General features: G+C 72.7%; 12 protein-coding genes. 8 read left to right on the forward strand and 4 right to left on the reverse strand.

Going from position 1 to position 14559, the window contains the following annotated elements:
- Window positions 1-9 precede the first annotated feature (9 nt).
- A complete protein-coding gene (locus NLX85_RS16175) occupies window positions 10-999 on the reverse strand; it encodes a carboxymuconolactone decarboxylase family protein (RefSeq protein ID WP_254335858.1) in 990 nt (329 codons plus the stop codon).
- A gap of 143 nt (window positions 1000-1142) precedes the next feature.
- Between NLX85_RS16175 and NLX85_RS16180 the strand changes: the two genes are divergently transcribed.
- Genes NLX85_RS16180 through NLX85_RS16190 form a run of 3 tightly spaced genes read left to right on the forward strand, consistent with a single transcriptional unit; the run spans window position 1143 to window position 3714 of the window.
- Window positions 1143-2318 carry a sensor histidine kinase gene (locus NLX85_RS16180; RefSeq protein ID WP_254335860.1) on the forward strand — a complete coding sequence of 392 codons (1176 nt, stop codon included), beginning with the start codon at window positions 1143-1145 and terminating at the stop codon, window positions 2316-2318.
- Window position 2319: 1 nt separating this feature from the next.
- Complete coding sequence (locus NLX85_RS16185) at window positions 2320-2982, forward strand: response regulator transcription factor (protein WP_254335862.1); 663 nt, start codon at window positions 2320-2322, stop codon at window positions 2980-2982.
- Window positions 2983-3003: 21 nt separating this feature from the next.
- A complete protein-coding gene (locus NLX85_RS16190; RefSeq protein ID WP_254335864.1) occupies window positions 3004-3714 on the forward strand; it encodes a DNA alkylation repair protein in 711 nt (236 codons plus the stop codon).
- Here NLX85_RS16190 and map read toward each other — a convergent pair.
- Window positions 3711-4475, reverse strand: coding sequence for a type I methionyl aminopeptidase (gene map / locus NLX85_RS16195; protein ID WP_254335876.1), 765 nt, complete (start codon window positions 4473-4475; stop codon window positions 3711-3713). The genes NLX85_RS16190 and map overlap by 4 nt on opposite strands.
- A gap of 66 nt (window positions 4476-4541) precedes the next feature.
- On the opposite strand from map, the gene NLX85_RS16200 reads away from it, so the two are divergent.
- From NLX85_RS16200 to NLX85_RS16210, 3 genes are all read left to right on the forward strand, one after another.
- Window positions 4542-4844: a helix-turn-helix transcriptional regulator gene (locus NLX85_RS16200; protein WP_254335884.1), complete on the forward strand. Its 303-nt coding sequence runs from the start codon at window positions 4542-4544 to the stop codon at window positions 4842-4844.
- Between the two features lie 140 nt (window positions 4845-4984).
- On the forward strand, window positions 4985-6265 hold the full coding sequence (locus tag NLX85_RS16205) for a D-alanyl-D-alanine carboxypeptidase (protein WP_254335886.1): 1281 nt from the start codon (window positions 4985-4987) through the stop codon (window positions 6263-6265).
- Window positions 6266-6399: 134 nt separating this feature from the next.
- Window positions 6400-9162: a cation-translocating P-type ATPase gene (locus NLX85_RS16210; protein ID WP_254335887.1), complete on the forward strand. Its 2763-nt coding sequence runs from the start codon at window positions 6400-6402 to the stop codon at window positions 9160-9162.
- A gap of 12 nt (window positions 9163-9174) precedes the next feature.
- Here NLX85_RS16210 and NLX85_RS33435 read toward each other — a convergent pair whose 3' ends face one another.
- Both NLX85_RS33435 and NLX85_RS16220 read right to left on the reverse strand, forming a co-directional pair.
- The gene (locus tag NLX85_RS33435; protein WP_254335889.1) at window positions 9175-10068 is read right to left on the reverse strand and encodes a universal stress protein; all 894 of its coding nucleotides are present in this window, start codon (window positions 10066-10068) and stop codon (window positions 9175-9177) included.
- Between the two features lie 192 nt (window positions 10069-10260).
- The gene (locus tag NLX85_RS16220; protein WP_254335891.1) at window positions 10261-10788 is read right to left on the reverse strand and encodes a hypothetical protein; all 528 of its coding nucleotides are present in this window, start codon (window positions 10786-10788) and stop codon (window positions 10261-10263) included.
- A gap of 180 nt (window positions 10789-10968) precedes the next feature.
- On the opposite strand from NLX85_RS16220, the gene NLX85_RS16225 reads away from it, so the two are divergent.
- Together NLX85_RS16225 and rph are read left to right on the forward strand one after the other, a co-directional pair.
- Window positions 10969-11613 carry a DNA alkylation repair protein gene (locus tag NLX85_RS16225; protein ID WP_256567044.1) on the forward strand — a complete coding sequence of 215 codons (645 nt, stop codon included), beginning with the start codon at window positions 10969-10971 and terminating at the stop codon, window positions 11611-11613.
- Between the two features lie 242 nt (window positions 11614-11855).
- On the forward strand, window positions 11856-14450 hold the full coding sequence (rph, locus tag NLX85_RS16230; RefSeq protein ID WP_254335900.1) for a rifamycin-inactivating phosphotransferase: 2595 nt from the start codon (window positions 11856-11858) through the stop codon (window positions 14448-14450).
- The last annotated feature ends 109 nt before the right edge of the window (window positions 14451-14559 follow it).

A 14559-nucleotide genomic window follows, 5' to 3' on the forward strand; every position in this document is an offset into this window, starting at 1 on the left:
GGTGAGCTCCTAGAGGTGAGCCGCGGACAGTGCCCGGGCGACGTGGTCGGTGGCCGTGATGGCGCCGTACGCGACCAGCCGCACGAGGTCGGCGTCGCCCGGATGGGACAGCCGCCAGAGGGCGACGTCGCCGGCACTGATGGCGCTGGGCGCGAACGCCGCCAGCAGCGCGATGCGTGTCCCGACGCGGTCCGTGCCGGGCACGTCCCGGACCAGGTCGACGGCCCACTCCGCGGGCCGGGCCGGGAACTGCCCGTCCTCCCAGCGCACGGTCGCCTCGACGGTCCGGCGGGCCACGTCCCCCAGGAGGTTCCCGCCGCGCAGGGCGGCCGTCCGCAACGACGCGTACGCGACGCCCACCGGCCTGTCCTCCGCCCAGGCCGGTGGGGCCGTCGTGCCGGCGTCCAGCAGCGGAAGGCTGCGGCCGGGCTCCTTCGGCTCCCGCGCCGTCCGGGCGTAGAGCCGGCCGCCGACCGACCGCACCACGGGTGAGCGTTGCAGCCCGCCGGGCAGCAGATCCGGGTCGAGCAGCGCCGACACGATCCGGTTGATGAAGTGGAAGGCGAGCAGGGTGCCGGTGACCTCGGGGCGGTACCGGCCGGTCCAGGCGGCGGCCGCGGGGCTGCGGCTGGCCTCGGCCCAGGCGACCAGCTCGGCGTGCCTCGGCTCGGGTGGCGTCCCGCCCCGGGCGATGACCTCGGCCAGCGCGTGCTCGCCCAGCGCGTGCAGCAGCATCACGTGGGCGTCGACGCAGAACCGGCAGCGGTTGGCCCGGGACACCGCCGACGCGACGAGCTCGCGGTCGACCCGGGACGCGTCCCCGGCGAGCAGGGCCTCGCGCATCAGCGCCCAGGTCGGGGCCAGCAGCTCCGGCGCGGCCGAGAGCGCCTGGAAGGTGGGCACCGGCCCGAGGAACTCGTCCCGCAGCTGCCGGTAGACGTCGGCGGTGAGGCCGGTCGCGGCCGACGCTCTCGTGGGTGTGAAGAAGCGGTATGTCATGGGCTCGATGCTCGCCGCGGCGGGCCGGGAAAGCGTCGTGCCGCCGCAGGCACCTGACCGGCCGCCGGTACCGCGTCCGCGGTACGCCCACCTACCACGGGCGGGGGATGCTCCACCGGCGACGGCCGTTCTACAGTTCGGCCATGCGCCGTGATCTGCCGTACGCCCTCAGCGGCCTCGCCCTCGGCGTCCTCCTGCTGGGCAACGCCGCGCTCGCGCCGGACGCCGCCCCGGTGCGGGTGGTCGACGTCGCCCTGGTCCTGGTCATGGCGGCCGCCCTGGCGGTGTGCCGGCGGTACCCGGTGGTGGCGCTGGTCGTGGTGACCGCCGCCATGCTGGCCTTCCACGTCCGCGTCCACCCCGGGGTGTCCGCCGCCTTCCCGGTCCTCGGCACGGTCTACCTCGCCGCCTGGCGCGGGCACCGGTCGGCCGCCCTGCTGGCCAGCCTCGTCTTCCTCGGCGGCTTCCTGACCCGCGACGTCTCCGTCGCGCCCGTCGGCCGGCCCGGCCAGCAGATCGCCGAGCGGACCGCCCTGCTGCTGGGCTGGTTCGTGGCGGCCAACGTGGCCGGGCTCGTCGCACGGCAGCACCGGGCGTACCTGGAGCAGGTCGAGCAGCGAGCGATCGAGGCGGAACGCACCCGCGAGGAGATGGCGTTGCGCCGCGCCGGCGAGGAGCGCCTGCGCATCGCCCGTGACCTGCACGACTCGCTGACCCACAACATCTCCGTGATCAAGGTGCAGACCGGGATCGCCGTGCACCTGGCCCGCAAGCACGGCGAGGAACCGTCGGCCACGCTGCTGGCGATCCAGGAGGCCAGCAGCGCCGCGATGCGGGAACTGCGGGCCACGCTGGACGTCCTGCGCGCACCCTCCGACGAGGACCCCGTCGGGCTGGCCCGGGTGGACGAACTCGCCCAGCGGACCCGGGCGGCCGGCGTGCCGGTGCAGGTGACCGTCACCGGTGAGCCCCGGGACCTGCCCGCCGAGGTCGACCAGGCCGGGTACCGCGTCGTCCAGGAGGCCCTGACCAACGTGGCCCGCCACGCCGGCCCCGCCACCGCCCGGATCCACGTCGAGTACGCCCCGGCGCGGCTGACCGTCTCGGTGACCGACGACGGACAGGCGTCGCCGGCCCGGCCGGTGACCCCGGGCGTGGGCCTGCGCGGCATGCGGGAACGGGTCACCGGACTGGACGGCACGCTCCAGGCCGCCGCCCGCGACGGCGGCGGGTTCGCCGTACGGGCCACCTTCCCGCTGGACGGCGCCGGCCCGTCGCGGGCCGTCCTGCCCGCTCAGCCCGCCACGGACCGTGGCTGACGTGATCCGGGTCCTGCTCGCCGACGACCAGGCGCTCATGCGGGCCGGATTCCGGGCCCTGCTCGACGCCGAGGACGGCCTGGAGGTCGTCGGGGAGGCCGCCGACGGCGCCGCGGCCGTCCAGCTGTCGCGACGCCTGCGGCCGGACGTCGTGCTGATGGATGTGCAGATGCCGGGACTCGACGGCATCGAAGCCACCCGGCGACTCGCCGCCGATCCCGACCTCACGGCGGTCCGCGTCCTCATCCTCACCAACTACGGGCTCGACTCCTACGTCTTCGCCGCCCTCCGCGCGGGCGCCAGCGGGTTCCTCCTCAAGGACGCCGACCCCGCCGACCTGTTGCGGGCCATCGCCGTCGTGGCCCGCGGCGACGCGCTGCTCGCCCCCGCGGTCACCCGCACGCTCATCAGCGAGTTCGTCGCCGGTCCCCCGCCGGCCGACCCGGTGGCCGGACGCGACGTGCTGACCGCCCGCGAGCAGGAGATCGTCGAGCTGGTCGCCCGGGGGCTGGGCAACGACGAGATCGCCGAACGCATGGTGATCAGTCCGTTGACCGCCAAGACACACGTCAACCGGGCCATGACGAAGCTGCACTGCCGCGACCGCGCCCAGCTGGTCGTGTGGGCGTACGAGGCGGGGCTGATCACGCCGCGCCGCCGCTGACAGCCGGTAGGTTGCACAGTCATGGCCACCAGCGCCGACGTCCGCCACGAACTCGCCCGCCTCGCCGACCCGCGCCGGGCGGAGGCGTCGAGCCGGTTCCTGCAGATGGTCCCGGGCGGCTACGGCGAGGGCGACACGGCCATCGGCGTCTCCGTGCCGGACCAACGCCGGGTGGCCGCCCGGTACTGGCGCGACCTCTCCCTGGCCGAGACGGCGGAGCTGCTGACCAGCGGCGTGCACGAGGAGCGGCTCACGTCGCTGCTCATCCTGGTGCGCAGGTTCACCAGGGCGGACGAGACGGAACGCGGCCAGATCTTCGACATCGTCCTGGCCAACACCCGCCACATCGACAACTGGGACCTGGTGGACTCCTCCGCCCCGTACATCGTCGGCCCCTGGCTGATCGACAGGGACCGGAGCGTCCTGGACCGGTTGGCCGGGTCGAGCCTGGTGTGGGACCGGCGCATCGCCGTCATGGCGACGTTCGCCTTCATCCGGGCCGGCGACTTCGACTGGACCTTCCGCCTCGCCGACCGGCTCCTGCGCGACCCGCACGACCTTGTCCACAAGGCGGTGGGCTGGATGCTGCGCGAGGTGGGCAACCGCGACCGGGCGGCCGAGGAGGAGTTCCTGGCCTCCCGTTACCGCATGATGCCGCGGGTCATGCTGCGGTACGCGATCGAGAAGTTCGACCCGCAGCGCCGGGGCGAGTACCTGTCCGGCGCGGCCTAGCGGGTGAGCACCTCGGCGCCGTCGTCGGTGATGGCGATCGTGTGCTCGCTGTGCGCCGTCCGGCAGCCCGTCGCGCTCCGGAGCGTCCAGCCGTCGGCGTCGGTGACCAGCTCGGCGGTGTCCGCCATGACCCACGGCTCCAGCGCCAGCAGCAGCCCGGGGCGCAGCCGGTAGCCGCGGCCGGGGCGTCCCGTGTTGGGGACGTGCGGGTCCTGGTGCATCGTCGATCCGACGCCGTGACCGCCGAACTCGGTGTTGACCGAATATCCCGCCGCACGGAGGACCGAGCCGATGGCATGGGAGATGTCGCCGATGCGCGCTCCCGGTCCGGCCGCGGCGATCCCCGCGCTCAGTGCGCGCACGGTCGCGCTGATCAGCGCCACGCTCTCCGCGGGCTTCGCGTCGCCCACGATGAAGCTGACGGCGGAGTCCGCGACGACCCCGCCCTGGGAGACGGCGAGGTCGAGCGACAGCAGGTCGCCGTCGGCGAGCGTGTAGTCGTACGGCCGCCCGTGGAGCACCGCGTCGTTGACCGACGTGCAGATGTAGTGGCCGAACGGCCCGCGTCCGAAGGACGGCTCGTAGTCGACGTAGCAGGACTGCGCTCCGGCCTCGGTGATCATGGCCTGGGCCCACCTGTCGATGTCCCGGAGGTTCGTGCCCACCGCGCAGCGACTCCGCAGCGTGCGCAGGATGTGGGCGACCAGGGCGCCGGCCTCCCTGGCTCGGGGCAGTTCGGTGGGGTCGAGGATCTCGATCATGCGGCGCCTCACTCGTACGACCAATAAGTATCCCGGCCATACTATCCCGGTACTAGAATCGGCGTCATGGTCAGGTTGCCACTCACTCCCGCGGAGGTCGAGCGCGGGCAGCGCCTCGGCGCCCTCCTGCGACGCGCCCGCGGGGAGAGATCGATGCTCCACACCGCGCTGGACGCGGGTGTCTCACCGGAGACCCTCCGGAAGATCGAGTCCGGTCGCGTGGCCACCCCCGCCTTCCCGACCATCGCGGCGATCGCCGACGTTCTCGGCCTCTCCCTCGACGCCGTCTGGGCCGAGATCAACCCGTCGGACGGCCGGATCGGACTCGCCGGGTCAGGTCGCCACGTAGGCGAGCGGTTGGCCTCGTAGGTCTCTCCCCCACGCCCACCGGGCCGCGCGGCACAGCGACGCCGGGCACCGCCTTGACCGGGTGACCACACCGGTGATACCGAGATCACCACGCCGGCGCCTGCCGGTCCGCACGGCGCACCACACGGGGAGACATCAGCATGCTCGACTCTGCGACGACCCAGGTGATCCCGCGGGTCCCGCCACCACGCCGCCGCCGGCGGCGCCTCCCGGCGCTGGTCAGCATCCTGATGACCCTGCTCCTGCTCGCCGCCGCGCTGGTGGCGGTCGAACCGCTGCGCCGCCCGCTGCCCGCGCCGACCGTCACGCGGACGCTGCCCGCGTCGACCGTCATCCCCGGCAGGGCGCCGGCGCTGCCGTGGCCGCAGAACGGGCAGGCCGCCCTGTACGTGGAGGGCGTCGGATCCATCGGCGCCTCGGGCGGCAGCCGGCCGTTGCCCATCGGCAGCGTGGCCAAGGTGATGACGGCGTACGTCATCCTGACCGAGCACCCGCTGGACCGGGGCGAGCACGGGCCGAAGCTGACGGTCAGCGCGGCGCAGGCCGCCGCCTACCCGAGCGAGCTGGCGCGCGGCGAGTCCCTCATCCGCGTCACCGCGGGCGCGGTCTTTACCGAGCGCCAGGCCCTCCAGGCGGTGCTGCTGCCGTCGGCGAACAACATGGCGCGGATCCTCGCCGCCTGGGACGCCGGCAGCATCGACGCGTTCGTCGACAAGATGAACGACACGGCCGCCGAGTTCGGCATGCGGAACACCCGCTACACCGACCCGTCCGGGCTCAGCCCGGCGACCGTCAGCACGGCCGCCGACCAGGTGATCCTCGCCCGCAAGGCGATGGCGCTGCCGGCGTTCGCGGAGATCGTGGCCCAGAAGAAGGCCACCCTGCCCGTCGCCGGCGAGGTCAAGAACTACAACTCGCTCGTCGGCCGCAACGGCGTCGTGGGCATCAAGACCGGGTCCACCGACGAGGCCGGCGGGTGCCTGTCCTTCGCGTTCGTCGTGACCGTCGGCGGCCGGAAGATCACCGTCGTCGGCGCCGTGCTCGGGCAGCCCGGGGCGGACACCCCCGTCCAGTTGGAGCGGGTCTTCCGGGTGACCCGCTCGCTGATCCGCACCGCCACCTCCGCGATCACGCTGCACCCGGTCGTCCGGGCCGGCGACCCGGTCGCCACCGTGCGCGGGCCGCTGGGCGCCGAGACCACGATCCACGCCGCGAACGATCTCTCCGTGGTCGGCTGGCCCGGCCTCCGCGTCAAGCTGGACACCGACATCCCGGCCGTGCCGGCCGAACTGCCCGCCGGCGCCGAACACGGCCGGGTCACCGCCGTCGCCGGCGGCGGCAAACCCGTCACGACCCCGCTCCGATCGGGGGTACGCCTCGAAGCCCCCAGCACCTGGGACCGCATCCGGAGGCACCGCTGAACCGCGGCAACCGTCGGGCGGCGAGATCCGGTACGCGGGCGCTGTCAAACGCCACCCTCGTCGGCCCGGCCGAGCCGGCGCACGCCGGTCTCGTTTCGAGGGCGGCCGCGGACCTGATCGGAAAGGACGGCCGGGTGACCGGTGGTGGTGAGGGCCGCACGGCCGGGACCGGCTCGGGTGATCCGGCCGCCTGGCACGCCGTCGCGGCGGACGACGTCGCCGCGGCGTTCGTGGTCGAGCGGCCGAGCGGGCTGACCGCCCCGGAGGCCGAGCGGCGGCGGAGTGGGTACGGGCCCAACCGCTTGACCGAGGCGCCTCGGGAGCCGCGGTGGAGGGCTCTCCTCCGGCAGTTCCAGGACCTGCTCATCGTGGTCCTGCTGGTGGCGGCCGTGGTGAGCCTGCTCGTCAGCAGGGAGTGGGAGACACCGGCGGCGATCGCCGTCGTGGTGGTGCTCAACGCGACGATCGGATTCGTGCAGGAGTCCCGGGCGGAGGCGTCGCTGGAGGCGCTGCGGCGGATGCTCGTGACGGAGGCGACCGTGCGCCGGGACGGCCGACTGCTCCGGGTCAACGCCGAAGAGCTGGTGCCGGGCGACGTGATCGTGGTCGAAGCCGGCGACCGGGTGCCCGCCGACGCGCGGCTGCTGCAGGCGAGTTCGCTGGAGGTGCAGGAGTCCTCCCTGACCGGCGAGGCGCAGCCCGTGACGAAGCGGGCGGAGGCCGACGTGCGGGCGGACGCCGCGTTGGGTGACCGCGTCACGGCGCTGTTCATGAACACGATGGTGACCCGCGGCCGTGGTGAGGCGGTCGTCACCGCCACGGGGATGGATACGGAGATCGGTCACGTAGCCGGGTTGCTGCACGAGGCCAAGGCCGGTCCGACCCCGCTGCAACGACAGATCAACGCCCTCGGCCGGACGCTGGCGGTCATCGCCGGCGTCGTCATCGCCGTCGTGTTCGGCCTCGGGCTGGCGCGAGGGCAGCAGTTCCACGAGCTGTTCGTCACCGCCGTCTCGCTCGCGGTGGCGACCATTCCCGAGGGACTGCCGGCGGTCGTGGCGTTCACCCTCGCGATGGGAACCGGCCGTCTCGCCCGACGCGGCGCGATCGTCAAGCGGCTGGCGTCGGTGGAGACGTTGGGCAGCACGTCGCAGATCTGCACGGACAAGACCGGCACGTTGACCCTGAACGAGATGACGGCGCGGGAACTGGTGCTCGCGGGACGGCGGTTCACCGTCTCCGGTGAGGGTTACCGCACCGACGGGCGGATCCGCACCACCGACGGCGCCGCCGCGCCGGGGAGCCTGGAGGACGCGCTCACCGCGATGGCGTTGTGCAGTGACGCGGCGCTGCGCGACGGCGCGCTGGTCGGCGACCCCACCGAGGGCGCCCTGGTGGTGCTCGCGGAGAAGGGCGGCGTCGACGTGGCGCGCCTGCGCGGCCAACGTCCCCGGCTGGCCGACGTGCCGTTCGACCCCGAGTACAAGTACATGGTCACCTTCCACCGCTGGACCGGCGAGAACGGAGAGGAGATCGTCCGGGCCTTCATCAAGGGCGCTCCGGACGTCCTCGCCGAACGCGCCGACCGGCACCTCGCGGGCAAGACCGTCGTCGCCTTCGACGACGCCGCGCGGGAACGATACGGCGAGGCCAACGCGGACCTCGCGCGCAACGGGCTGCGGGTGCTCGCGCTCGGCGTGCAGGACCTGCCGGCGGCGGACTTCGAAGCCGCGTCGGACCTGCGAGACCTGCTCGACAGTGTGGTGCTGCTGGCGCTGGTCGGTATCGTCGATCCGCCACGCCCGGAGGCCCGCCACGCCATCGCGGCCTGCCGCGATGCCGGCATCCGGGTCCGGATGATCACCGGAGACCACGCCGTCACGGCGGCGGCCATCGCCGAGGATCTCGGCATCCAGGGCAGAGCCGTCACGGGCAGCGACCTGGACGGCGTCGGCGACGACGAGCTCGCCGACTACCTGGCCGGTGTCGGTGTCATCGCCCGGGTGTCCCCGACCCACAAGATCCGGATCGTCCAGGCGCTGCGCAACAGCGGCAACGTGGTCGCCATGACCGGCGACGGCGTCAACGACGCCCCCGCGTTGCGGGCCGCCGACATCGGCGTGGCGATGGGTGTCACCGGCACGGAGGTGGCCAAGGAAGCCTCCACCATGATCCTCACCGACGACAACTTCGCCACGATCGTCCGCGCCGTCCGCGGCGGGCGGGGCATCTACGACAACATCGTCAACTTCACCCGCTTCCAGGTGTCCACCGCCTTCGCCTTCGTGATCACCTTTCTGGTCGCGTCGGTGACCGGCATCGCCGGCGGGGCGCCCTTCACCGCTCTTCAGATCCTGTTCGTCAACCTCGTCATGGACGGCCCTCCCGCCATGTCGCTCGGCGTCGACCCGGTCAGCCCGGAGGCGATGCGCCGACCACCACGCCCCGCGGGGGAACACATCCTCAACCGGCAGCGGCTGGGCCGGATCGTGCTCGCCGCGGCCGTGATGGCCGCGGGAACGGTCGCGGTGCTGCGATGGGCGCCCGGGCCCGCGCCGGCAGCGTCCCAGGCCACGGTCGCCGGCACGATGGCGTTCGTGACGTTCGTCTTCTTCCAGGTGTTCAACCTGCTCAACGTCCGCAGCTTCACCCGCAGCGTGTTCTCCCGGGAAACGCTGCGCAACCGGTCCGCCTTCGTGGCAACCGGCGTCGTGGTGGCCCTGCTCGTGCTGGTCGTGGAACTCGACGTGCTGAACCGGCTCTTCACCACGACGGGCCTCAGCGCAGGCCAGTGGCTTGCCTGCGCCGCTGTCGGGTCCACCATCCTGATCGCCGGCGAAGCCGTCAAGGCGCTGGCGCGCGGCCGCCGGCGCCGGCGTGCCGCGACGGCGTCGTAGGAGCCGGTGCCCCTACTCCGCTTCGTCGGCGGGGGCCTGGGGCACCACCAGGACGGGCCGGTGGGCGCGGTGCAGGGTGGCCATGGCGACGCTGCCGAGCAGGATCTTGCGTACGGCCGACCGTCCGCGCGAGCCGACCACGATCAGGCCGGCCTTCCGGTCCGCCGCGACCGCTGCCAGCGCGTCGGCCACCGCCCGTCCGGGCGCTCCGATTCCGGCGCGCACGCGGACGGTGGTGACGGGCTGCTGGCCGGTGGCCGCCACCGCCGGGCTCTCCTCGGCGTCGCCGTCGCTGCCGCTGTCGATGGAGACCGGAACGACCTCACGCTCGGGGAACAGCCGTTGGGCGGTGGTGAGCGCGGCCTCGGCGCTGGCCGAGGCGTCCCAGCCGACCACGACCGGCCCGGCGGCGAGCGCGGCGTACTCGTCGGTCAACAGCGGGTGCGGCACCACCAGCACCGGACGGGGGCTGTAGTGCACGGCCATGTCGGACACACTGCCGAGCACCGCCCGCGCACCGCCCAGCCCGCGAGAGCCGATCAGCAGCACATCGGCCTGCTTCTCGTCGGCCACCTCGGCCAGCTGCAGCCCTTCCCCGCCGTAGCTGCGGCACACCAGCGGCTCCGCGTCCCAGCCCGCGGCCCGGGCCAGCATCACACCCATCGACGTCAGTCGGTCCGCCTCACGACCGCCCTCCCTCTCGACGGCCTGCACGAACACGTTGATGTTGCGGGCGCCCGTCCACAGCCGCCGCCGCAACTCGTCGCTGGCGAACGGGGGCGTCCACAGATGCGTGATCCACGTCTGAGCGCCAGGAAACAGCAGCGCCCCGGCCTCGATCGCCGCGCTCGCGGCCGGAGACCCGTCGTAGCCCACCACGACTCGCCTGACGTTCCCAGCGTTCACGGCACTACCTCCCTGACGCGTGACCCCACGACGTCGCGTACCCGACGAGAACGCGCGCCGCCCGGCCGCCGGCGGCGCCTGAGACGGCCGGCCGGCTGGACCAGGGGCGGCAGTGGGTCACAACCTGATCATATCTCCCCACCCTGGGTCAGCAGTGGCGGTCCCGTGTCGCCACCGACCTTCGCGGGCAGGTCAGGGCGTGGTGGGCTCGCACTCCGCCGTGTACGTGTCGAAGGCGACCGTCACGGTGCCGTCGGCGTTGAGGGTGGTGTGGTTCGTGATCCGGAGCGAGGCGTCGTTGCCCGGCCCGGGCCCCACGATCCCGAACACCAGTTGCTGGGTGGAGGTGATCGGGAGCCCGCCGGAGCCCTGGTTGTAGACGAACAGGTTCACCCGGGTGCTGACGTACCTGTCCCCGGTCGTCGCACCGACGCCGTGCACGTTCGACTGCGTCTCGACGATGTGCACGTGGAAGCCACCGGTCTCGTCGACGGTCACGTGGTACACCTCGGAGAACGTGCCGTCGAAGTTCACGACCTCGCCGAGACCGCCGTTGGCGCAGGGCAGGACGACGGAGAGGTCCAGCGGGGCACGGAGGATCCGGGTGGTGGTCTCCGCGGCGTACGCCGGTGTCGGCCCCGCCACGAGCACGAGCGTCGGCGCGAGCAGCGCCACCGCCGAGGCGGTCCGGGCCCGGCCGGTGAACCTGATCTTGTGCATGGCGATCGTCCTTCCGCGTGGACGCCCCGGCCGCGACCGACCGGGTTCACCGGGAATCTGCTCGCGCTGGGTGAGGGTGTCAATACGGCCCCGCGTGTCGGGCGGGTTTCCGTCGTAGGCTGCGTGTCGCACGCGAGGGGCAGGGGGGTCGAGGTGGCCGACACCGGGCTGGCCGAGGTGATGGCCGAGCTGGCCGCGCTGGAGGACCCGAAGGCGCGCGAGGTGAACCAGAGACACGGCGACGACCACGGCGTGAACCTCGGCAAGCTGCGCGCGATCGCGAAGCGGCTGAGGACGCAGCAGGAACTGGCGTGCCAGCTCTGGCAGACGGGCGACACGGCGGCGAGGCTGCTGGCGATCCTGGTCTGCCGCCCCAAGGCGTTCGAGCGGGACGAGCTGGACGGCATGCTGCGCGAGGCGCGCACGCCCAAGGTGCACGACTGGCTCGTGAACAACGTGGTGAAGAAGAACCCGCACGCCGAGGAGCTGCGCCTGGCCTGGTCCGCCGACCCGGATCCGGTGGTCGCGAGCGCCGGTTGGGCGCTGACCACCGAACGCGTGGCGAGGAGGCCCGAGGGCCTCGACCTCGCCGCGCTGCTCGACGTCATCGAGGCGGAGATGAGGGACGCCCCGGATCGCCTGCAGTGGGCGATGAACAACTGCCTGGCGCAGATCGGGATCGAGCACCCGGAACACCGCGCCCGCGCGATCGACATCGGCGAGCGCCTGGCGGTGCTCAAGGACTACCCGACCTCCCCGGGCTGCACCTCTCCGTACGCGCCCACCTGGATCACGGAGATGGTGCGCCGCCGGCAGGACAGCTAGGACGGTCTCGCCGGCCGCGGGACCATCCCCTGCTCCAGGCTCCACCGGAGCGGGATCGCGGAGAAAGCCGAATTCGCCACTTCCGCTTTTTGCGGGAAACGATTTCGACCCGCGGCAGGGAAACAACAACAAGGAATTGCTCCCACTTTAACGTATATCGCACCGGGGGTCTTGCCGCAAGACCCGGGTCGTGACGCAGAATCGTCGGCCGGACCCGGGAACGGGCGAAGAAATGGGGCGGGATGAGCGAGCGGTACGTGTTGGGACTCCGGGAGGTCGACGAGACGCGGGTCGCGGTCGTCGGCGGCAAGGGCGCGCACCTCGGGGCGTTGGCGCGGATCGACGGCGTCCGTGTGCCGGCTGGCTTCTGCGTGACGACGGACGCCTTCCGCCGGGTCCTGGCCGAAGCTCCGTCGATCGACGACCGGCTCGATCAGCTGTCGCGCCTGAACCCGGACGACCGGGAGGCGATCCGTGCGCTCAGTGCGGACATCCGCCGGACCATCGAAGGGGCACCCCTCCCCCACGACGTGGCGGCGGCGATCACCCGGGCTCTCGCGGAACTCGGTGAGGAAGCCGCGTACGCCGTCCGGTCCAGCGCGACGGCCGAGGACCTGCCGACGGCCTCGTTCGCGGGCCAGCAGGACACGTACCTGAACGTCGTCGGGGCGACGGCGATCCTCCGGCACGTCAGCCGCTGCTGGGCCTCGCTGTTCACCGAGCGGGCCGTGACCTACCGCCAGCGGAACGGCATCGACCACCGCGCGGTCCACATGGCCGTCGTCGTGCAGGAGATGGTCTTCCCGCAGGCGGCCGGCGTCCTGTTCACGGCCGACCCCGTCACGTCCAACCGGACGGTCGCCTCCGTGGAGGCCAGCTTCGGGCTCGGCGAGGCTCTGGTCTCCGGGCTGGTGAACGCGGACGCCTACCGGGTGCGGGACGGCGAGATCGTCGACCGGGCGATCGCCACGAAGCGGCTCGCCGTCCACGCCCTGCCGGCCGGCGGGACGCAGGAACAGGCGATCGACCCGGAGCGGCAGGACCAGCCGGCGCTGACGGACGCGCAGGTCGTGCGGCTGGTGCGGCTGGGCCGGCGGATCGAAGCGCACTTCGGCCACCCCCAGGACATCGAATGGTGCCTGGTCGACGACGGCTTCCAGGTCGTCCAGAGCCGGCCGATCACCACGCTGTTCCCGATCCCCGAGACCGGCGACGGAGAGAACCACGTCTACCTCTCCGTCGGTCATCAGCAGATGATGACGGACGCCATGAAGCCTCTGGGGCTGTCCATGTGGCAGCTGACGGCCCTCGCGCCGATGCAGGCCGCCGGTGGTCGACTGTTCGTCGACGCCACCCGGCACCTGGCCTCGCCCGCGAGCCGCGCCGGCTTCCTGGAGATGGCAGGGAGAGGCGATCCGCTGACCAGGGACGCGCTGGAGACCGTCATCGAGCGCGGCTTCATCCCGTCCGGTCCCGATCCGGCTCCCACACGCCCACCCGCCGGCGGCGCGCCCGCCCCGATCGAGACCGATCCGGCCATCGTCACCGACCTGATCGAAAGCAGCCAGGCGTCCGTCGCCGCCTTGCAGCGCGACATCGCGACGACCTCCGGGCCTGCGCTGTTCGACTTCCTCCTGGCTGCCTTCGACGAGCACAAGCGGCTCCTGCGCGACCCACGGAGCATGCAGGTGATCATGGCGGGGATGGAGGCCACCTGGTGGCTCAACGACCAGCTGCAGGCGTGGCTGGGCGAGAAGAACGCCGCCGACACGCTCACGTTGTCCGCGCCCCACAACATCACGTCGGAGATGGGGCTGGCGCTCCTGGACGTCGCCGACGTCATCCGCCCGTACCCGGAGGTGGTGGCCTTGCTCCAGGAGGTCGAGGACGAGAGCTTCCTCGACGAGCTGGCCAAGCTCCCGGGCGGCCCGGAGGCGCGCGACGCCATCGGGGCCTACCTCGACAGGTACGGCATGCGCTGCGTCGGCGAGATCGACATCACGAGGCCCCGCTGGAGCGAACGCCCCAGCACACTCGTGCCCGTCATCCTCGACAACGTCAGGAACTTCGAGCCGGGCGCGAGCAAGCGGCGCTTCGAGCAGGGGCGCCAGGAGGCGGCGAAGAAGGAGAAGGAGGTCCTGGAGCGGCTGCGGGCCCTGCCGGACGGGCAGCGCAAGGCCGAGGAGACCAAGCGGATGATCGACCGGGTCCGCACCTTCATCGGGTACCGGGAGTATCCGAAGTACGCCATCGTCAGCCGCTACTTCGTCTACAAGCGGGCCCTGCTGTCCGAGGCCGAGCGCCTCGTGCGGGCCGGCGTGGTCCGTACGACGGAGGACGTCTTCTACCTCACGTTCGCCGAGCTTCACGACGTCGTCCGCACGCACCAGGCCGATCATCAGCTCATCCAGCGGCGGAAGGACGCGTTCCGGTGGCATCAGACGCTCACACCACCCCGGGTGCTCACCTCCGAGGGTGAGGGCATCGCCGGGGCGTACCGACGCGACGGTGTGCCGGCCGGCGCGCTGGTCGGCCTGCCGGTCTCCGGCGGGATCGTCGAGGGCCGGGCTCGCGTCATCCTGGACCTGGCCGAGGCCGATCTCGCACCAGGTGACATCCTGGTCACCCCCTACACCGACCCGAGCTGGTCACCGCTGTTCGTGGCGGTCGAGGGGCTGGTGACGGAGGTGGGCGGCCTCATGACCCACGGGGCGGTGATCGCCCGGGAGTACGGCCTGCCCGCCGTCGTCGGTGTGGAGGGCGCGACCAAGCTGATCCAGGACGGGCAGCGCATTCGCGTACACGGAACCGACGGGTACGTCGAGATCCTGCGGTGACCGACCATCCACCCCGGTGGACACCGGCGGCCGGCCGCCCCGACCGGCGGTCGGCGGCGGTCGGCCTGCTGGGTGCACCGCTGGACTACGTGCGGGGCCGGCTCGCTGC

Source organism: Micromonospora sp. A3M-1-15, from assembly GCF_024213425.1.
GTDB lineage: Bacteria > Actinomycetota > Actinomycetes > Mycobacteriales > Micromonosporaceae > Micromonospora > Micromonospora chersina.

What these genes read in the sequence shown, in the direction of transcription:
- NLX85_RS16180 (WP_254335860.1), top strand. Translation starts at nt 1,143, where the DNA reads ATGCGCCGTGATCTGCCGTACGCCCTCAGCGGCCTCGCCCTCGGCGTC.
- map (WP_254335876.1), bottom strand. Translation starts at nt 4,475, where the DNA reads ATGATCGAGATCCTCGACCCCACCGAACTGCCCCGAGCCAGGGAGGCC.
- NLX85_RS16220 (WP_254335891.1), bottom strand. Translation starts at nt 10,788, where the DNA reads ATGCACAAGATCAGGTTCACCGGCCGGGCCCGGACCGCCTCGGCGGTG.
- NLX85_RS16190 (WP_254335864.1), top strand. Translation starts at nt 3,004, where the DNA reads ATGGCCACCAGCGCCGACGTCCGCCACGAACTCGCCCGCCTCGCCGAC.
- NLX85_RS16175 (WP_254335858.1), bottom strand. Translation starts at nt 999, where the DNA reads ATGACATACCGCTTCTTCACACCCACGAGAGCGTCGGCCGCGACCGGC.
- rph (WP_254335900.1), top strand. Translation starts at nt 11,856, where the DNA reads ATGAGCGAGCGGTACGTGTTGGGACTCCGGGAGGTCGACGAGACGCGG.
- NLX85_RS16205 (WP_254335886.1), top strand. Translation starts at nt 4,985, where the DNA reads ATGCTCGACTCTGCGACGACCCAGGTGATCCCGCGGGTCCCGCCACCA.
- NLX85_RS16200 (WP_254335884.1), top strand. Translation starts at nt 4,542, where the DNA reads ATGGTCAGGTTGCCACTCACTCCCGCGGAGGTCGAGCGCGGGCAGCGC.
- NLX85_RS16225 (WP_256567044.1), top strand. Translation starts at nt 10,969, where the DNA reads ATGGCCGAGCTGGCCGCGCTGGAGGACCCGAAGGCGCGCGAGGTGAAC.